The sequence below is a fragment of the Afipia birgiae 34632 genome, from assembly GCF_000308295.2.
Taxonomy (GTDB): domain Bacteria; phylum Pseudomonadota; class Alphaproteobacteria; order Rhizobiales; family Xanthobacteraceae; genus Afipia; species Afipia birgiae.
On the sequence record NZ_HG326652.1, the window covers coordinates 1,188,659 to 1,208,919 of the forward strand.

The following is a 20,261-nucleotide window of genomic DNA, read 5'->3' on the forward strand; positions in this document are numbered from 1 at the left end:
AATCCCGCTGCCCCGGTACTTGCGTCTTTGGCTAAAGGGCGCAAGAATTGTGGCAAGACCAACAGAGAAGGACAGTTCGGCGGACAAACGGCCGGTACACGCGAGCAGAAGATTTGGACGCAGAGCCACATCACACTGATGGAATTGCGCGATGTCTGACCTGATCATCCTGACGCCCGACAATGTTGAGGCGTCCCTGCCGGACGTACCCAAGCTGGTCCAGTTTGCATTCAGGTTCGTCTCCAATCTCCGGCGCGGCACGCTCGATGTCACGCTGCCGGATGGCCGCGTGGTGCGCAGCGGCGGGCTGGAGCCGGGCCCGGCCGCGCAGATGACGATCCACAGCTACGGTTTTGCGTGGCGGCTCGCGCGCGGTGGTGACATCGGCATCGCCGAAGCCTATCTGCGCCGCGAATGGGACACGCCCAACCTGACGCAATTTCTCTACATCTTCTGCGTCAATCACGATCTGATTCAGACGATGCTCGGCAACAACCCGCTTGCGCGCTTCGTGCAACTTGTCCGCCATTGGCTCAACCGCAACACCAAGCGTCAGGCGCGCCGCAACATCTATGCGCATTACGACATCGGCAACTCGTTCTATTCGGCCTGGCTCGACCCGAGCATGACCTATTCGTCCGCGCTGTTTGAGGACGACACGCATGATCTCACCGCTGCCCAGCACAACAAGTACCGGCGCCTTGCTGAGGCAATCAATCTGCACCCCGGACAGAAGTTGCTTGAGATCGGCTGCGGCTGGGGCGGCTTTGCGGAGTATGCCGCCAAGAATTACGACGCGCGGGTTGTCGGGCTGACCATCAGCACCGAGCAGCGTGATTTTGCGCAGAGGCGGATGCAGTCTGCGGGACTGAGCGACAAGGTCGAGATCAGGTTCCAGGATTACCGGGATGAGCGCGGCCAGTATGACCGGATCGCCTCGATCGAGATGATCGAGGCTGTCGGCGAGCAATTCTGGCCGCATTATTTTACCCAACTGCGCGACCGCCTCGTCCCGGGCGGCTTTGCTGGAATTCAGGCGATTACCATTCAGGACAAGTTCTTCAACGCCTACCGGCGCGAGGTCGACTTCATCCAGCGCTACGTTTTCCCGGGCGGGATGCTGCCCTCGCCGCAGGTGCTGAAATCGCTCGGCGAGAAGTTCGGTGTTCCTGTTATCCGCGAGCGCATTTTTGGAGAAGATTATGCCAAGACGCTCGCGACATGGAGAGACAACTTCCGCGCGGCGTGGCCGAACCTGATGCCGCTCGGATTCGATGAGCGCTTCCGGCGGCTGTGGGAATACTACCTCGCCTATTGCGAAGCCGGATTCCTGTCCGGCAACATCGACGTTCGTCAGGTCGTGTTCGCCAAATCGGGTTAACCAAGGCCGAAACACGGCAGATCACGCCTGCACGCGTTGCCCTTGTCGGCACGGTGCGCGGCCTCTAGGTTGTGGGTGCATAGTCCCATCCTCCCCTTGCCTCCTGACACAGCCGGTCCCAGGTCCTTCAATATCATGCACATTCGCAAAGACGTCATCGACGCTATCGGCAACACTCCGCTCATCAAGCTGAAACGCGCCTCCGAAGAGACCGGGTGCACCATTCTCGGCAAGGCCGAGTTCATGAACCCGGGGCAGTCAGTGAAAGACCGCGCCGGAAAGCAGATGATCCTCGAGGCAGAGAAGCGCGGCGAGCTTAAGCCCGGCGGCCTTGTCGTTGAGAGCACCGCCGGGAACACCGGCATCGGCCTCGCCCTCGTCGCCGCCGCGCGTGGTTACCGCACCATCATCGTGATCCCGGAAACGCAAAGCCAGGAAAAGAAGGACGTGCTGCGGCTGTTCGGCGCCGAACTCGTGGAAGTACCGGCGCTGCCGTTCAGTAATCCGAACAATTACCAGCATGTCGGCCGCCGGCTCGCGGATGAACTGCGCAAGACCGAAAAGAACGGCGTCATCTTCGCCGATCAGTGGAACAACCTCGACAACCGCAAGGCCCATTACGTCTCGACCGGTCCCGAAATCTGGGACCAGACGGATGGCAAGGTCGACGGCTTCATCTGCTCCATCGGCACGGGCGGTACGCTCGCGGGAGCTGCCACTTTCCTGCGCGAGAAGAAGAAGGACATCATGATCGGCGTGGCGGATCCGCGCGGCGCTGCGATGTACAACTATTTCGACCACGGCGAGGTCAAGGCGACCGAAGGGGGCTCGGTGACCGAAGGCATCGGCCTCGGGCGCGTCACCCCGGTCATCGAGGGCGTCAAGGTCGACAAGGCCTATCTGATCGAAGACGCGGAAGCGGTGCCGATCGTGTTCGACCTGCTCGAACATGAAGGCATCTGCGTTGGCGGCTCGTCCGGCATCAATATCGCTGGCGCCATCCGTCTCGCGAAGGATCTTGGCCCTGGCCACACCATCGTGACCGTTCTTGCCGACTACGGCACGCGGTATCAGTCGAAGCTGTTCAACCCGGACTTCCTGCGCTCGAAGAATCTGCCGGTGCCAGCGTGGCTTGAACGCAAGAGCACGATCAAGCCGCCGTTCGAGAAGGTGTAGTTTTCTCCGTCATTTGCGAGCGAAAGCGATCCTGACTTTACCTCTCCCCGCATGCGGGGGAGAGGTAAAGATAGTCACCGCAAGATCTGGCTGAGGAACAGCTTGGTCCGCGCATGCTGCGGATGTGAGAAGAACTGGTCCGGCGTGTTGGCTTCGACGATCTGACCGGCATCCATAAACACGACGCGGTCGGCGACCTCGCGCGCGAAGCCCATTTCGTGGGTGACCACCAGCATGGTCATCCCCTCCTTGGCGAGATCGACCATGGTGTCGAGCACCTCCTTGACCATCTCCGGATCGAGCGCGGAGGTTGGCTCGTCGAACAGCATCACTTTCGGATTCATGGTCAGCGCACGGGCAATCGCCACGCGCTGCTGCTGCCCGCCTGAAATCTGGCCGGGATACTTGTCGGCCTTGTCGGGTATCCGCACGCGCTCGAGATATTTCATCGCTGCGGCTTCCGCATCCTTCTTCGGAATGTTGCGGACCCAGATCGGCGCCAGCGTGCAGTTTTCCAGCACGGTCAGGTGCGGAAACAGATTGAAGCTCTGGAACACCATGCCGACCTCGCGGCGCACGTCGTCGACGCGGCGCAGGTTTGGCCCCAGTTCGATACCATCGATGACGATGCGGCCTTCCTGAAACTCCTCCAGCGCATTGATGCAACGGATCAGCGTCGACTTGCCGGAGCCCGACGGCCCGCAAACCACGATGCGTTCGCCGCGGCCGACGATCATGTCGATGTCGCGCAGCACGTGGAAGTCACCGAACCACTTGTTGAGGCCCGAGATGCTGACAATGGGATCTGCGGTCATGATTTCATCTCAGACATTCTTGTGAACGTTCAGGCGGCGTTCCACAAACAGCGAGTAACGCGACATTCCAAAGCAGAACACGAAGTAGATCATTCCGGTGAACGCAAAGCCGGTGAACAGTGTTGTGGGCGTCGCCCAGTTCGGATCGGCGAAGGATGCGCGCAACTGACCAAGCAGATCGAAGATCGCCACAATCAGCACCAGCGTCGTGTCCTTGAACAGCGCGATAAAGCTGTTGACCAGAGCCGGAATGACATTCCGCAGCGCCTGCGGCATCACAATCAGGCCGGTGGTTTTCCAGTACGACAGGCCGAGCGCATTCGCCGCTTCCGGTTGTCCGCGCGGAACAGCCTGCAAGCCGCCGCGGATGACTTCCGCGTTGTACGCGCCGGCAAACAGCGCGATGCCGATCAGCACGCGCACCAGACCATCGACCGTGAAGTTGCCCGGCAGGAACAGCGGAAGCATGTATGTCGCAAAGAACAGCACGGTGATCAGCGGCACGCCGCGCCAGAATTCGATGAAAGCGATCGAGAACACGCGGATCAGCGGAATGGTTGAGCGGCGGCCGAGCGCAAGCAAGATGCCGACCGGCATCGACGCGGCAATTCCGGTGACAGATACAACAAGCGTCACAAGCAGACCGCCCCACGACCGTGTGTCGACGATCGGCAGGCCGCCCTGATCAAGGCGCATCACCTTTATGACGATGGCGATACCGACAAAGATCGCAATGCTGCGAAACAGGGCTCGCCAGCCGTTGCGAAGTCCGCCGCTGAAGAAAAACACAAGCAAGGATACGATGACGGTGGTTGCAGTCAGATCCGCCCACAGCGGCGAATGGAACCGCTCGGTATAATCGCGCAGCCACTCCAGCGGCCACACCAGCCAGCCAAGCCCTCGCCCCAGCCAGGCAATCGCCTCGCCCAGCAACGCGATTGGCTGGCTTAACCAGCCGCGGCTCATCGTAGCCCCGGCCTCTGCAAACCGGGTGCCCGCGTCGACAAGGCTGGACGCGAATCCCGATCCAAGATCGGCGACCCAATGCACCGCGAAGCCCTTCAGGCCGCCGCCGCGCAACAGAAAGAATCCGATCGCGGGATAGGCCGCGAAGAACAGCCCGGAGTTGAGCGCTTTCGCTGGCGCGCGCGGAATCAGAAGCGGCAGAAGCAGCAACGCACCGAGTGCAAATGTGAGATTAACCCGCCAGCGTTCGTCCTCGGGATAGAAGCCGTAGATGAACTGATCGAGCTTCGCCTGAATGAACGGCCAGCACGCGCCGACCACGCGCCCCACGTTCGACTCGAGGCAGGCGTTTCGATCGCTGCCCTGCCAAACGGCATCGATCAGCATGAACCTCACGACAGGGACGAGGGTCAGCCACAGCAACGCTGCGCCGATCAATGTGATCATGATGTTGAGCGGCGAGTTGAACAGCCGCTCGCGTGCGAAGCCGATCAGGCCCGTGGTCCTGACCGGAGCGCGGCGCGGTGCGACGATGTCCTGCCGGACGAAGGCTGCCTGCTTGGTCATGCGGCAAGGCTCCGGTTCAGACGCCAGCCGTAGAAACTCATGATCGCGCTCGTGACCAGCGAGATCAGCAGATAGACGCCCATGGTCAGCGCGATGATCTCGACAGCCTGCCCGGTCTGGCTCAATGCAGTACCGGCGAAGACCGAGAACAGATCGGGGTAACCGATCGCGACCGCGAGCGACGAGTTCTTGGTCAGATTGAGATACTGGTTGGTCAGCGGCGGCAGGATCACGCGCATCGCCTGCGGAATGATAATCAGCCGCAGTGTCTCTCCCCGCGACAGACCAAGCGACGCGCCCGCTTCCATCTGCCCCTTCGGCACGGATTGCAAACCGGCGCGGACGATTTCAGCGATGAACGCGGCGGTATAGGTCGACAGGGCGATAGTCAGCGCCGCGAATTCCGGCAGAACCTTCGCGCCGCCAGCGAAGTTGAAGCCCTTCAGTTGCGGCATGTCGAACGTGACAGGCGCGCCAAAGATCGCCACGGCCAGCGCGGGCAACCCGATCAGCATGGCCACGACAAACGGCCAGATCGTGAGCTTCTCTCCGGCGGCGAACAACTGGCGGCGTGCGTAGGCGCGCATCGCAAGCGACGCGACGATACCGATTGCAATGGCAACGACAAAGACGCCAAACGATGGCTGTGGAACAGGATCGGGAACGATCAGTCCGCGATTACTCAGAAACACGCTGCCGAACAGCGAGATGCTCTGGCGCGGACTTGGCAGCGTCGCCAGCACGGCCAGATACCAGAACAGGATCTGGAACAGCAGCGGCAGGTTGCGGATCACCTCGACATAGCCGCCGGAAATCCGCGCCAGCAGCCAGTTCGGCGACAGGCGTCCCAAGGCAACGAGCACACCGATGATGGTTGCGATCACGATTCCGATGATCGACACCAGCAGCGTATTCAGCAGGCCGACAACAAACACCCGCGCGTAAGTGTCGCCTTCGGTAAACGGGATCAGCGCCTGACTGACGGCGAAGCCCGCCGTGTTGGACATGAATCCGAAACCGGACGCGATCCGCTGGGCTTGAAGGTTGGTCCGCGCATTCTCGAAAATTTCGTAACCGATCCAGACGACGACTGCGACGAACAGAACCTGTACGACCACGCCGCCCCACCCCGCCTGGCCGCCCAGCGCACGGCGAAGCCGTGCAACCAGTTGCAGTGGGGGCTTGCGGGGTTCGTTAGCCATTGCCGCGTCCGGCAAGGTTTAGCGAATGGGCGGTGCGTACTGCAGCCCGCCCTGATTCCAGAGCTTGTTCAACCCCCGCGCGATTCCGAGCTTCGAGCCGGCGCCAACATTGCGATCGAAGGATTCACCGTAGTTACCGGTCGCCTTGATAATGCGCGTCACCCAATCCTTGGTCAGGCCAAGTTGCTCGCCGAGGTTGCCGTCGGTGCCGAAAATCCGCTTCAGCTCGGGCTTGTTCGACTTCGCCATTTCATCGACGTTCTTTTGCGTGACGGCATATTCCTCGGCATTGATCATCGCGAACAACGTCCACTTCACGATATCGAACCACTGGTCGTCGCCGTGACGCACCACGGGACCGAGCGGCTCCTTGGAAATCACTTCCGGCAGGACGGCGTGGTCGTTCGGCGCGGCGAGCTTGAGACGCTCGGCATACAGCTGCGAGACGTCGGACGTGAACACATCGCAACGGCCCGATTCGTAAGCCTTCAATGTCTCGTCCGCGGTGCCGAACGCGATCAGCTCGTACTTCATATTGTTGCCCTTGAAGTAGTCCGAGACGTTCTGCTCATTGGTCGTGCCGGTCTGAACGCAGATCGACGCGCTGTTCAGTTCGAGCGCGGAATTCACCTTGAGCGACTTGCGGATCATGAAACCCTGCCCGTCGTAGTAGGAAATGCCGGTGTAGTTCAGGCCCAGCGACGTGTCGCGCGACAGCGTCCAGGTCGAGTTGCGCGACAGCACATCAATCTCACCCGACTGGAGCGCCGTGAAGCGGTCTTTCGCGGACAGCGGCACGAATTTCACTTTGGTCGAATCATTGAAAATCGCCGCAGCGAGCGCGCGGCACACATCGACATCGAGACCGGTCCAGTTGCCCTTGTCATCCGGCGATGAGAAACCGGGCAATCCCTGGCTGACACCGCAGGACAGGCTGCCCCGGTCCTTCACGCCCTGCAGCGTCCCGCGGTCCTTGGGCTTGTCCTGCGCCTGAGCAAGGGCGGGTTGGACGGCAAATGCCGTGAGAGCCGAAATAAGAGCGAACGAGACCCGTTTCATAGAAAGACCTTTCCCGATGGTTCGGCGCTGGCGACGGACAACGTCGCGCGAGGCAAAACGATCCTGCTGATGCGTGCGAAACCCAGCTAAATATCTGGTCTGCATAACAGAACGCCGAGCGAGACGGGTCAAGGGGTTGACGTCGGCCGTCACGGTCAGCTTACTGAGCATACTACTCATAGGCAGCGTATTGGTCATTGTCGAGCAACGCTGCGGCAAGATGTCTTCCACAAGTGAACATCACATGATTTCCCGAAAAGACGATCGACCTTCCGCACCGCTCGATCCACAGACCGAACTGGTAACGTCCGGCCGCGATACCATTGCGCAAAAGGGTTTCATCAATCCGCCCATCGTGCGCGGTTCAACGGTGCTTTACCCGACCGCCGAAGACCTCCACGCGCATCGCGGAGAGTTTCAATACGGCCGCCACGGGACGCCGACCACAAAGGCGCTCCAGCAGGCCCTGATGGCGCTCGAAGGACCGAACTGTGCCGGCGTGGGAATCGCGCCATCCGGCGTTGCGGCGATTTCCACAGCGCTGTTGGCGATTCTCAAGGCCGGCGATCATTTACTCGTTATCGACAGCGCATACCGTCCGACCCGGAATTTCTGTGACACGCTGCTCAAGCGCTACGGCATCGAGACTACCTACTTCGATCCACTGATTGGCGCGGGCATCGAGAAGCTGTTCAAGTCCAACACCCGTGCGGTCCTTGTCGAAGCGCCAGGTTCTCAGTCATTCGAGATGCCGGATATTCCGGCCATCGCGGCCGTCGCTCATGCCAAGGGCGCGCTGGTCGTCGACGATAACACCTGGGCAACACCGCTGTATCATCGGTCGCTCGACCAGGGCGTCGATATCAGCATCCAGGCCGGGACGAAATATATCGGCGGCCACTCCGACATCATGTTCGGGACCATTTCCGCCAACACGAAGACGTGGCCTCTGATCACCGAAGCGATCCGGCTGCTCGGCGTATGCGCCGGACCTGACGATGTGTTTCTCGCCCTGCGCGGGCTCCGGACATTGGCCGTGCGTCTCGCTCATCACCAGCAGGCCGGTCTCGACATGGCGCGCTGGTTCGCGGCGCGTCCCGAAGTTCTTCGCGTCATTCACCCGGCGCTCGAAACCGATCCCGGGCATGCGATCTGGAAACGCGATTTCACCGGCGCGACGGGTCTGTTCAGCATCGTGCTGAAGCCTGCGTCGAAACAGGCGGTCGATGCGTTCCTCGACACCGTCACGCTGTTCGGCATGGGCTATTCGTGGGGCGGATTCGAGAGCCTCGTGATCCCGTTCGACTGCTCGTCATATCGGACGGCAACGACATGGAATCCGGGCGGCCCGACGCTGCGTTTCCACATCGGCCTCGAGAATCTGGATGATCTGAAATCCGATCTGGCGCGCGGCTTCGATGCATTCAACGCGGCAGCGAAATAATCCGCATCAGCGCTGCGTCGTCATCCTGAGGTGCGAGCGCTTGCGAGCCTCGAAGGATCACTGTCCGCGACCTCGCCGTCGCCCTTCGAGGCCTCCGCTTCGCTACGGCACCTCAGGATGACGGCGTATCCGCAATAACCTCAGTTCTTCTCGACCTTCGAGCCCGAACCGCGGTTCTTGAGGATCAGCATGATGTTGCGGATGTAGATGATGGTCGCGAGTCCCTGCCCCAGGATAATCACCGGCTCGCGCTTGGCGATGCCATAGACCAGCGTCATCAATCCGCCGCCCATCGAGAAGAACCAGAACGCCATCGGCACGACACTCTGGCCAGCGCGCTCGCTCGAAATCCACTGCACGAGAAAGCGTGCGGTGAACAGCAATTGCGCGATCAGACCGAACGCGAGCCAGAAGTCGAACTTCGCGACGAACACATCGTAGAGATAATTGCCAAGATCCTGACCGAACTGAATCAGCATCACGTCACCTCCGTCGCAACCGGCGTGGATTTCTTGCGGCGGATCAGCCACCACACGCCCGCGAGATCCATGATTCCGATCCAGAGCCGATCGAAGAAACCGTAGTTCGAAACACCGGAATGGCGCGGACGGTCGATCACATCGACGTAGACGATGTCGTAACCCTCTCGCCGCACCAGCGCCGGCAGAAAACGATGCAGACCATCGAAATATGGCAGGGCGAGGAACACGTCACGGCGCAGCGCCTTTAATCCGCAGCCGGTATCGCGCGTACCATCATGCAGGATCGCATTACGCACGCCGTTGGCGGTGCGAGACTGAAATTTCTTGAAGCCGGTGTCCTTGCGCCCGACGCGCTGGCCCGCTGCAAGCCCGACCTTGTCGCCGCCCTTCTCGAGCGCCTCGATCAAAGCCGGAAGGAATGCCGGATTGTTCTGCCCGTCGCCGTCGAGCGTGGCGACGATCTTTCCACGCGCCGCGCGAATGCCGGTGCGCACCGCAGCCGACTGCCCGCTGGAAGCCGCATGGCGGATCTGGCGCACGTTGTTTCGCGCCTTCATTTCTGCGGCAAGCCGTTCGCCGGTCGCGTCCGTCGAGCCATCGTTGACGTAGATGATTTCATAGGCCCAGCGGCCATCGAGCGCCGCAGCGATCTCGGCGATCAGCGGCGCGACGTTGTCCTGTTCGTTGCGGACTGGAACCACAATCGATACGTCGGGGGCCGGCAGGCCGGAGTTGGCTGGTTGATCGCTCATGTGCCGATTGGTCCGAAAGCCCGAAAATGTGGCCAAATAGCCGCACCGGGCGACCGCTTCTTATGGTGCGAACGCCTCGCGGGCAACCCTTTTCAGGGAGGCCCAGGACGGTCCCGGCAGGGGTTCAATTGAGCCGTCCCGGCCGATCGAGAACCCGAGACGGCGGGCCGCGAACCAGTAGCGGACGAACATCGCGCCGATAACGCCCATCAAGGCACCGCCGACGACATCGCTCGGGTGATGGGCGAGCAGGATCACGCGGCTGATGCAGATCAGCACGGCATAGACGAGCATGACGAGCGTCGCTTTTCGCCAGACCGCCGAGACCGCAAAGGCCAGAGCGAAAGCCGTGGTCGCGTGGCCGGACGGCAGGCTTTCAAAGGCAGGATTGCCAGAGAAATGCTGGAAGAAAAATGCGTTGGCTTCGCCGCCGACAAACGGTCTGCTTCGGCCGATGATGTACTTGAGAACTTCCGTGCACAGAACAGCGATCGCGACCGAAAGAAAGATGTACTGAATGCGAACGCCGAACGCGATCAGGACTTGCCGCGACAGTCCCGTCAGCCGCGGCATGATCAGCAAAATCACAAGGAGTCCGCCCGCCAGTGTCCACAGGACGTAAGTCGATTTCCCAAAATCAGTGAATATCCGCAACGGCCAGAGGCCGACTGTTCCCCGCGCCGGCATCAGCTTGATGGCGGCGACGTCGGCGGCCACCATCAGAACTCCGATGGTGAGCGCCGTCAGCGCCGCAAGCCCCAGCCATCGCAGGGCGAGCGCGCGGCGAGCTTCAGCACGCCGCGAATGGGATGGTGCACGCACGAGGCGAGCAACAGACTGCCACGCGACTGAGCCAACACCGGCCACGTAGTTGACCGGATGGCGGCCGCTGATTTCGGTTGCCATCCTATTCGGTCCCTTCCGAGCGGAACACGGCGATCGAGATCGCGCGGCCTTGCGAGAAGTTATAGCCGTCGATGCGCGCTGCTACGTTGTAGCGCAGGCCAATCGTCTCGGCCCGCTGCGCGAAGGCGCGCTCCTCGCGCCATTCGACCAGCGCAAACCGGCAGCTTCCCTGCAGCAGGAAGTCGGCGGCGCCCGAACCGTTGGTCAATACCGTCGATGTGCCGACCATGAATACAAGGCTTGGCTCGTGAAAACCTGCCGCGGCAGCTGCCGGGCCGACGCATTCGACGTTGCGCAATGCGCGCGCAACCTGAACGCTTGGAAACAGGGGCGCGAGCGACGGCACGACAACGCCGTAAATGCAGACTGCGAGAAACCACGATGCCCCGACCGCGTTCAACAGCGAACGCTCGGCACGATGGTCGTCATACATCCACCAGGCAAACAGCCCGAAGATCAATGCGCCGGCCGCGAACGGCCACGCCAGAAATTCCGGCTGGCGCAACAGCGTCATCGCGCCGATGATCGACGCCACGCTCATGATCAGTGGCAGAACAAACCACCACGATGTTCCGCGCACGATCCATGCACCCCGCGCCAGCACCTTACGTTCGAGCGCGCCAATGATCAGGATTCCAATCGCCGGATAGAGCGGCAGCACATAATGCGGCAGCTTGGTGATCACGAGTTCGAAAACGATCCACGCCGGCAGCAGCCATGCCAGCAGAAACTGCGCGCCCGGCTCGCGGCGCGCGCGCCAGATTGCAGGCACGGCGAGACCTGCCAGCGTCGCTCCCGGCCAGAAGGTCACCCAGAACAGGATGAAATAAAGTCCGGGCGGCGCGCCGTGCGTCTCCTGCGGGCTCGCGACCTTGCTGAGCATGTCGCGGCCGAGTGAATCGGAGAAGAACGTGTCGCCTGCCTTGAGGAAGATCAGGATGAACCAGGGCAACACCAGCACCAGCGTCCACATCAGTCCCCAGACCGGACGAAGGCGCCACAGCCACGCCGCCGAACGATCGAGGATCGCCAGCGTCACGACCGTGAGCGCGACGAACATCAGGATCAGCGGGCCTTTCAGCAGGATGCCGCCTGCAATGGCCGTCCAGAACACAAACGCAAGCGTCCATGGCGGATGAGGATTGTCGTCGCCGCGCTGCCACGAGAGATAGGCGCGCGCCATCGCGCCCATGACAGCTGTGGTTGTCAGCAAAAGCATCGCGTCGGTTTTGGCCAGACGCGCTTCGACCCCGAGCAGGATCGAGCTGCACATGATCAGACCGGCAAGCAGCGCGCCGCGCCGGGTCACAAAGGCGAGCGCGGTCCAGTATGTCAGCAGCACGGCGCCAATCGCGCCGATCAGCGACGGAACGCGATACAGCCAGATACGCACCTGCGCGCGCGGCAGGCCGAGCTTGGACGCGGTCTCCACGACGGCAGCCTGCGCCCAGTAAATACCGACGGGCTTTTTGTATCGCACCTCGTCCTGGAAGCGGATATCGACGAAATCGCCGGTTTCGACCATCTGCTTGGTGGCCTGCGCGAAGCGGGCTTCGTCGCGGTCGACCGGCGGAATGTTGAAGAAACCGGGCAGGAAAAACAGCAGGCCGACCAGGATCAGCAGTGAAATCGCCCGGGCGTGGCTCTCGACTGCGAAGTCGACGACGCGCACGAGGCCGCTACCGGGATTCTTCTGCTCTGCCGGTTCACGCGGGGCGCCAAATCTGGGGCTTGGGTAGGTCTCAGCCATCGGTTCCGCATACGCTGAAACCGCTACCCGGACAACAGCTTGGGCCGGTTCTACTGAATTCTCACGACGACTGTGTCCGCCGCGCCAGTCGCGTCCATCACCGTCAGCCGAACGAAGCCCGGCCCCGGCGGATCGACCAGCTTCTGGCGGCGGCTGTCGATGCTTCCCACAGCGATTCCGTTAACCATCATGGTCATGGGCAGCACCCCACCCGCGACCTTGACCGGCATGGCCGATTGGCTCGTCTCGCCGCCGCCATAGGCGTCGATCCGCGAGCCGTTCAGAGGGAACTGGATGCGCAGCGCCTGTTCGCTGCCGGTCCGGACGAAGTCGCCTGACGGACGAAAGCGCCGCAGCGGCAGCGGCAACTTGGCGTTGCTCGCCATCAGCGTCCCTTTCGGGGCTTTCGGCAGCGCCATCGGCAGCTTGCCGGTCCGCGCAAAGGCATCGAACAGGATCGGAGCCGCGGCGGTGCGTCCCGTCAGCCCTGGAACCGGCGCGCCGTCCGGGCGGCCGACCCAGACACCGATGGTCATGCGGCCATCGAAGCCGACCGACCAGGCATCGCGGTAGCCGTAGCTGGTACCCGTTTTAAACGCGAGCCGGTTATGCGGCGCGTTGTCCGGCGGCGGCGTGCCCATCAGCACGTTACCGACCAGCCATGCCGCAGATGGATCAAGCAGCCGCCGTGTCTCGGGCTCGGCTGCGTCGTCCGGCCGCACGATTTCCCGCAACGGCATGGTCTCGCCCAACCGGGGAAATCCCGAGTAGAGGCGAACGAGGTCATTCAGCGTGACGCCAACACCGCCGAGGCCCATGGCGAGGCCGGGTGTTTCGTCCTTGGGCAGGATCAGGTTCGCGCCGGCCTGCTTGATCCGCGCCGTCAGCCGGTTCGAGCCAATGCGATCCAGCAATGCGATGGCCGGAACGTTGAGCGACATCTGCAAGGCCTTCCGCACGGTGACGGTGCCCTGAAAGGTCATATCGAAGTTTTCCGGCGCGTAGCTGCCATAGCGGATCGGCCGGTCCTCGATCAGGCTTTCGGGATGCACAAAGCCGTCCTCGAACGCGAGGCCGTAAATGAAAGGCTTGAGCGTCGAGCCGGGCGAGCGCACCGCCCGCGTCATATCCACCTGCCCTGCACGCTTGGTGTCGAAGTAATCGGATGATCCGACATGCGCCAGCACATCGCCGCTCTCGTTATCGACGGCGAGAATGCCGACCGACACATCCGGACCCAGCGCGATGGCGCGATCCCGCGCCAGCGACTCCAGCGCTTTCTGAATTCCGGAATCCAGCGTGAGCTGAATCAGCGGCGTGTCCTTCATGATCGCGAGCGACTGGTCGGTCGAATGCGGCGCGAGCAAAGGCATCGGCTTGCGCAGGCGCGGCACGATCTCGCGTGTCGCATGAACCGCATCGTTGGCGGAGACGCGGCCGTCCGCGACCATCCGCGACAGGACACGATCGCGTGCGGCACGGGCCGTATCGGGATAACGGTCGAGCCGCCGCGTTTCCGGCGACTGCGGCAGCGCCACCAGTAGCGCGGATTCCGCCAGCGACAATCGCTTCGGCTCCTTGCCGAAATAAGCAAACGATGCCGCGCGCACGCCTTCAAGATTGCCGCCGAACGGCGCGAGCGTCAGATAGAGATCGAGGATCTCGTCCTTGCTGAGCTTCCGCTCGAGTTCTACGGCGCGCACCATCTGGCGCAGCTTGGCCGAGATCGAACGCTCCTGCCGCGGCTCCATCAGCCGCGCCACCTGCATGGTGATGGTCGAACCGCCGGACACGATGTGCCCGCGTGTCGCCAGTTGAACCGCGGCACGCCCTATCGCCAGCGGATCGACGCCGATGTGCGAACGGAAGCGCTTGTCCTCGTAATTCAGCAGCAGGTTCACATAGCCCGGATCGACGTCCCTTGCGTGGGCCTGCAACCGCCATCGTCCATCGGCCATCGCAAATGCACGCAGCAGCTTACCGTTGCGGTCAACGATCGTGGTGGAGATTTTCCGCGCATCCGCGAACGGCAGCGGTGGGAGTGAGGCGACCCAGAGCGCACCCGCTGCAACGGCAATCGCGCTCAGCGCGCCGATGGCCAGTGCAGCGGTCCTGCCCCGCCGCCAGCGCCGCGAACGCGGCGTGTGTGGTGTGGCTGGTGTGTCGTCGCTCATTCGGCGTACATTTCGGAGAGCAAATACAGGACAACGACGGTCGTCGGGAGTACCAAGACGGCCGTTTGGAAGCGCTTCCGCAGGTATTCTTTAGTTTGCTCGTCTTTCGGAAAAACCTCCCAGCTAAGTCTGTCCCAAAGTCCAACTCTTTTCGACGGCCTTATATTTCGTGCCCAAAGCGATCCATGAGTAATCGCAAGCGCGATCGTCAAAGACAGCAGCAGGAACCAAGGGCCTCGCGTCATCGCATACACCCCTTCATTTCGCCGAACGCACCTCGACTGTTCCGGTGCCGGTGCGGCCGTAGCGCGAGGGATTGTACATGTCCTCGACATAGGCCTGCGGCAGCACGTACTTGCCGGGCGAGACCGCGCGCACGATGTAGGCGACCGTGAACACGGCGTCGTCCTTCGCCTCGCGTTCGATGGCCGCGCTGAAGCGGTCGTCGCGGAATTCGGTGTTCTCCGGCTCCTCGCCGTCCTCGATCCAGTCGAGCGTTCCGGAATCGCCGGACGACACCAGCTTCGGATTGTCGATCTCCAGACCGGCGGGGAGATAATCGACCACCATGATGCGGCCGAACTCCGGCTTGGCTTCGGTGACCTTGAGCACGACGGCGAAGCGGTCGTTCTGCTTCGCCTTCGACGGATCGGCGGCCTTGCCGTCGAGCGTGAAGAAATTGCGCTCGATCTTGAAGCCGTTTGACGCCGCAGGTTCCGGCGTGACCGGCGCGCCGGTGACCGAAACCACCGCCTGCACCGGGGTCTCACCGCTGTTGGTAATGGTGATCGGCTTCGCCGCAACGTCTGCGCTGCGATAGTTGCGGTAGACCGCGTTCTTCGCGACTTCGCCGTTCACGGTCACCGCGAGGCTGTTCGCCTCCTTTGCCAGCGCCCGCGAGGCCAGCACCAGCCAGGCGTTTTCCTGCGTCGAGGTGTAAGGCGTTAGACCGCGCGCGGCCTCGACCCGCTCGACCGCGAGGCTTAGCGTTGCCTTTGGTGCGCTGCCTTCGCTGGCGAGCGACACCAATGCCGCCGCGTCGCGCAGCGATGAGCCATAGTCCATACGGCCGAACTCAAGCGCAGGCTTCGGCGCAAGACTGTTCACCGCCGCCGCATACACGCGTTCGGCGCGTGCGCGGTCACCCACCAGCGCCAGCGCCGCGGCAAGCTGTGCCTTGGCGATCGGCGTGGCGATGTTGTTCAGCTTGGTGTCGGCCAGATAGCGCAGGTCGCCGATCGGCGCGGTGCCGTTCTTCGCCAGCACATAAAGGCCGTACGCGAGATCGCGGCCGCCGTCCTTCTCCGGCTCGTCGGCATTGACCACCGAGTTGCGGATACGATCCAGCGCCGTCCTGAACAGGATATCCGGCACCGCAAATCCCTTTTCGCGCGCCCGCGTCAGGAAATCGGTGACGTAGGCATCGAGCCAGGCGTCGTCGCCGCCAGCCGACCACAGACCGAACGAACCGTTCGAGCCTTGTCGTGCAAGAAGGCGATCAATGGCGTCCTTGATGCGCTGATCGACCGCCATATCCATCGCCAGATGGTTCTCGGCCGCAAGATCGTTGACGTAGAGCAGCGGCATCGCACGGCTGGTGATCTGCTCGGAGCATCCGAACGGATAGCGGTCCAGCGCCTTGAGGATGGTCGCGGCATCAAGCGCGGTGGAAAGGCCGACCGAGAGCTGAACTCCGCCCGTGCCCTGCACGAGATCGGAAAACATGTCGGATGTGAGGGTGAGACTTTCACCCTTCGCCAGCGTCCGGACCGAGCGGCGCGCGAGGATCTGCGTCGCCGCCTTGACGTCGAGCGCATAGTGGCGCGCCAGCGTCAGCCCGTTCGGCCCCTTGATGTCGACGTCAAGCGCCGCCTGCCCTGCGCCGCCCGCCGCATCGATAGCGAGCGCGACGGTGCTGCGCTGCTTGGCAGCCAGCCGCATGGTGGTCGCCGGGTTGCCGGTGAGTTTCACCGGACCCGACGTCTTGACGCTGATGACGTAATCGCCTGCTGCACCTTCGACATTGTCGAGATCGAGATTCATGGTGCCGCGATCGCCGCTGAGCAGGAAGCGCGGCAGCGTAGCCGTCAGCACAACCGGATCGCGCACCGTTACGTCGGTGTTGGCGCGGCCGACCTTCGTTGCCGTCCAGCCGACCGCCATGATGCGCGCGGTGCCGGCAAACTCCGGAATGTCGAAGGAGACTTCCGCCGTGCCGTTCGCGCCGACCGTGACGATGCCCGAATACAGCGCCAGCGGCTTCTGCGTCGGAGGACTGCCCTGCAACTCAGCGGCAGCGCCGTCACCGCCGGTGCGGATCTGGCCGCGTGTGCCCTGCATACCGTCGATCAACTGCCCATAGAGGTCGCGGATTTCGGATGTCATGCGGCGCTGGCCGAGATAGTAGTCGTCCGGCGCAGGCGGCTTGTAGTTGGTCAGGTTGAGAATGCCGACGTCAACGGCGGCGACAACGATCTTGGCGTCTTCGCCGCGGCTCAGCCCTTCGATCTTCACCGGCAGCTTGAGCGCCGTGCCCGGACGCACCAGCGCCGGCGGGGTCAAACTCACTTTGAGCGTGCGATCCGCCTTGTCGATGCCGAACCACTTCAGGCCGATGGCGCGGCCCGGCATGCGCTGGGCAGCGGCGTCGAGCGGACGGCGCAACGTCGCCACCACATAGGCGCCGGTGCCCCAATCCTTGCCAACGGCAATGTTGATCTTGTTCTGGCCTTCCTTGATGTCGGTGGACTGCGTGGTCAGCAGACGATCACCGAGGACGTTGATGGTCAGCTTGCCCGCGGTGCGCGCGTTGACGGACACCACCATGGTGTCGCCGGACTTGTATTCCGGCTTGTCGATGGACGTTTCCAGCAGGTCCGGCGTGTCGGCGCTGCCATCAGAGTACCAGCCGACATCGAACTGCACCGAGGTCAACGGTCCATCCTGCTCGGTCGATTTCACGTCGAGCCGATAACGGCCCGGCTGTGGCGCAACCGTGATGCGTGCGGGCTTGTCGGCGGCGATGGTCACGTCGCCGTCCGCCACGCGCTTGGTGGATTTCACCGGCTCGTAATCCCAGGACGAACCCTGCCGGTACCACTGATAGCGGGACTCGAGCTTCAGCAATTCATAACGCAGCCCGCTGCGCGCGAGTGACTTGCCGTCGGGCGCTGCAAACACAACATCGAAGTTTGCGGGATCGCCCTCGGCGACGTTCTTGTCGGCGAACAGCGGCTTCACGCCGATCATCGCATCGTTCGGCGCGACCGGAATCGTCAGCTTGCGCTCGACCGCGCGGCCGCCGGTTTCCACCATGCGGACGAAGATCTGCGCTTCCTGCGGGTGGGTCGAGGATGGGGGCTTCGGCAGGCTGACCTTGAAGGTCGCCTTGCCGTTGGCGTCGGCTTCCGGGAGGTTTTCCAGCGGCGTGCGCTCGTTGCTGGAGGTTTCCTCGTCGGCGACGCCGAACTTGTAGCCGGCAAAGCCCGGACGATCCGAAGCCGGGGCGACCAGCATGTCGCCTTCGAGCGCCAGACCTGACGCGGGTGCGCCGTAGAGGAAGCGGCCATCCACTTCAAGTTCTGCAGGAAGTTCAGCCTTGATCTGCTTTGCCTTGGAAATTAACGAGAATTCGATCCGATCAGCGACGTAATCCTCGACCATGAAGGTGGTTTCGCCGACCGATGGCGCTTTCGGATCGGTGAAGGCACGGACCCGCCAGGTGCCGGTCGGCACTGCCGAATTCAGCGGCAGGGTCAGGCTGCGGCCGCCCGCGCCCTGATCCGGCACAACAGATCGGCGGAATTCCACGCCATCGGGGCGCTCGACCACCAGCGTCAGCGGTGTACCCGTCACGCCGTTGCCCTTGCCATCGCGCAGCAGCGCCGTGAGATAGACCGTCTCGCCGGAGCGGTAGACGCCGCGCTCTGCATAGACGAAGGCGTCCGGGCCTGCCGGCACCGTGCGCCCAGAGACGCCGCGATCGGACAGATCGAACGCATTGGATTTGAGACTGAGGAAAGCGTAGTCGCCCTTGTCGCCGGAGACCGACAGCAGCGCGGGCGACAAACCGTCCTCGCCCCGCGCCAGCCCTGCCTCGAACAGCACATGGCCCGCACTGTCAGTCTTGCGGGTGGCCAGCACTTCGTTGCTGCGCGACACCAGCCGGACTTCCGCACCGGGCGTCGGCTCGGTGGACGCCAGCGAGTTGACGAACACATGGACGCCGTCATTGCCGGAATATGCCGTGAGGCCCATGTCGGAGACGATGAACCACTGGGTCGCAAGCTGACCTGAATCGTCGTCGCCGGACGAGCCCGGCCCCTTCGCCGCAGCCGTCATCACATAGACGCCGGGCTGCATTTCACCCACAGCCTGATCGACCGGGAATGCGGTGACGACATCGGCGTTCAGGGTCTGCGCGGTGGCGACCTCGCCGGTCCAGACCTTGACGCCCTTCTCGTTGCCGAGGTCAGACAGCTCATAGCGCGACAGGCTGCGCTGGAAGTCGCTGCCGAGCACCGCGTTGATCAGGTTGCGGTCGCCGATGCGGAAAATGTTCACCGACACCGACGGCGTGTTGACGCTGACCAGCGGGATGCCGCGCTGGCCGGTGCGCGGCAGCACATAGGCACGGCCCGTGAAGCGCACGAACGGCTTGCGGTCACGGACATAGATGTTGAACTCGGCAGACTTCGGCAGCGTCTCCTTCACGGTCGACGGCAGGCCGGCCCGCAGGTTGATGGTGTAGCGCTCGCCGTGCTTGAGGCCCTCGACGCAAAGCTGTTTCTCTTCTGATGTCAGCGCCGGGCTGTCGGTGCCCGCAAGCGCCACGAACGGGTTGAAGTCCACCCGCTTGGCGAGGTCTTCCGAGAACTGAAAGCAGGCGCGCGGCGACGCCGAATCCGAATCCACGCTGTAATCCAGCAGCCGGAAGCCCTTTTCATCACGCAGTTTTTCGTACTGGCCGCGGACGTCCGCAACCTCCTTCTGATCGAGCGACAGGCGCAGCGCATCGAGCGCCGGACGCCAGAGTTTGCGCTCGGCCAGTGCGCTGCCCAGCACCGCCAGTGCGTCTGCTTCCTCGCCCGCGTTCGCGGCGCGTTGATAGGCAATGTAGGCCGCCGTGGATGCGCGCTCATGGAAGAAGGTCCGCTCCCGGTTGTCCGAGGGGCGGATCTGGAAGACGGTCTTCGCCAGCCGCAGCCAGTTGCCGCTGTCCTCCGGGGCGACGGCGGCCGTCTGTCCCAGCAGAACCAGCGCGCCGCGCAGGTCGCTGCGCTTGAAGGCGGCGTCGGTATCGGATTTCAGCGTCGCCGCCGTTTTGTTGATGATCCCGGCCTCGGTCTTGATCTGGGCCTCGAGCCGGATGGCCGAGTCAGCCAGATCGTCCCGCTTGAACGCCTTGTCGGCGGCGTGCACTGAGCTGAGGCCAAGCGCCAGCGCGGCGCAAACCGAAATGGCGCGAACCAGACCAATCATGATGAAAACTCCCTGCCGGCGAGCGTGGGCCGCCTTGAATATAGACAATGCGCGAATCGTGACGGACTCATGGTCGTACCGATACCGGGTCGAAAGATTCTGCGCG

At 62.8% G+C, this 20,261-nt stretch carries 13 protein-coding genes; 3 read left to right on the top strand and 10 right to left on the bottom strand.

Features of this window, described 5'->3' with window-relative positions; translation table 11 throughout:
- Window positions 1-151: 151 nt before the first annotated feature.
- Both BN32_RS05720 and BN32_RS05725 read left to right on the top strand, forming a co-directional pair.
- Window positions 152-1,381 carry an SAM-dependent methyltransferase gene (locus BN32_RS05720; protein WP_019197167.1) on the top strand — a complete coding sequence of 410 codons (1,230 nt, stop codon included), beginning with the start codon at window positions 152-154 and terminating at the stop codon, window positions 1,379-1,381.
- Window positions 1,382-1,516: 135 nt separating this feature from the next.
- On the top strand, window positions 1,517-2,557 hold the full coding sequence (locus tag BN32_RS05725; protein ID WP_019197168.1) for a cysteine synthase A: 1,041 nt from the start codon (window positions 1,517-1,519) through the stop codon (window positions 2,555-2,557).
- Window positions 2,558-2,631: 74 nt separating this feature from the next.
- Here the strand turns inward: BN32_RS05725 and BN32_RS05730 are convergent, their stop codons facing one another.
- Genes BN32_RS05730 through BN32_RS05745 form a run of 4 tightly spaced genes read right to left on the bottom strand, consistent with a single transcriptional unit; the run spans window position 2,632 to window position 7,166 of the window.
- The gene (locus BN32_RS05730) at window positions 2,632-3,372 is read right to left on the bottom strand and encodes an amino acid ABC transporter ATP-binding protein (RefSeq protein WP_019197169.1); all 741 of its coding nucleotides are present in this window, start codon (window positions 3,370-3,372) and stop codon (window positions 2,632-2,634) included.
- A 9-nt stretch (window positions 3,373-3,381) separates the two neighbouring features.
- Window positions 3,382-4,905, bottom strand: coding sequence for an amino acid ABC transporter permease (locus BN32_RS05735; RefSeq protein WP_019197170.1), 1,524 nt, complete (start codon window positions 4,903-4,905; stop codon window positions 3,382-3,384).
- A complete protein-coding gene (locus BN32_RS05740) occupies window positions 4,902-6,107 on the bottom strand; it encodes an amino acid ABC transporter permease (protein WP_019197171.1) in 1,206 nt (401 codons plus the stop codon). Before BN32_RS05740 ends, BN32_RS05735 begins: the two co-directional genes overlap by 4 nt.
- Before the next feature lie 18 nt (window positions 6,108-6,125).
- The gene (locus tag BN32_RS05745) at window positions 6,126-7,166 is read right to left on the bottom strand and encodes an amino acid ABC transporter substrate-binding protein (protein WP_019197172.1); all 1,041 of its coding nucleotides are present in this window, start codon (window positions 7,164-7,166) and stop codon (window positions 6,126-6,128) included.
- 244 nt (window positions 7,167-7,410) lie between these two features.
- On the opposite strand from BN32_RS05745, the gene metC reads away from it, so the two are divergent.
- Window positions 7,411-8,610: a cystathionine beta-lyase gene (gene metC, locus BN32_RS05750; protein ID WP_019197173.1), complete on the top strand. Its 1,200-nt coding sequence runs from the start codon at window positions 7,411-7,413 to the stop codon at window positions 8,608-8,610.
- A gap of 140 nt (window positions 8,611-8,750) precedes the next feature.
- Here metC and BN32_RS05755 read toward each other — a convergent pair whose 3' ends face one another.
- The 6 genes from BN32_RS05755 to BN32_RS05785 all read right to left on the bottom strand — a co-directional run bounded on the left by BN32_RS05755 (window position 8,751) and on the right by BN32_RS05785 (window position 20,155).
- Window positions 8,751-9,089, bottom strand: a complete 339-nt coding sequence (locus BN32_RS05755; RefSeq protein ID WP_019197174.1) for a lipid-A-disaccharide synthase N-terminal domain-containing protein — start codon at window positions 9,087-9,089, stop codon at window positions 8,751-8,753.
- Entirely contained in the window at window positions 9,089-9,844 is a 756-nt protein-coding gene (locus BN32_RS05760) for a glycosyltransferase family 2 protein (RefSeq protein WP_019197175.1), read from the bottom strand. Before BN32_RS05760 ends, BN32_RS05755 begins: the two co-directional genes overlap by 1 nt.
- A 60-nt stretch (window positions 9,845-9,904) precedes the next feature.
- A complete protein-coding gene (locus tag BN32_RS05765; RefSeq protein WP_019197176.1) occupies window positions 9,905-10,750 on the bottom strand; it encodes a phosphatase PAP2 family protein in 846 nt (281 codons plus the stop codon).
- A 1-nt stretch (window position 10,751) separates the two neighbouring features.
- Entirely contained in the window at window positions 10,752-12,500 is a 1,749-nt protein-coding gene (locus BN32_RS05770) for an ArnT family glycosyltransferase (RefSeq protein WP_040425489.1), read from the bottom strand.
- Window positions 12,501-12,550: 50 nt separating this feature from the next.
- Window positions 12,551-14,674 (bottom strand): penicillin-binding protein 1C, encoded by a 2,124-nt coding sequence (gene pbpC / locus BN32_RS05775; protein ID WP_019197178.1) that lies wholly within the window; start codon window positions 14,672-14,674, stop codon window positions 12,551-12,553.
- Between the two features lie 258 nt (window positions 14,675-14,932).
- A complete protein-coding gene (locus BN32_RS05785) occupies window positions 14,933-20,155 on the bottom strand; it encodes an alpha-2-macroglobulin family protein (protein ID WP_019197180.1) in 5,223 nt (1,740 codons plus the stop codon).
- Between the last annotated feature and the right edge of the window lie 106 nt (window positions 20,156-20,261).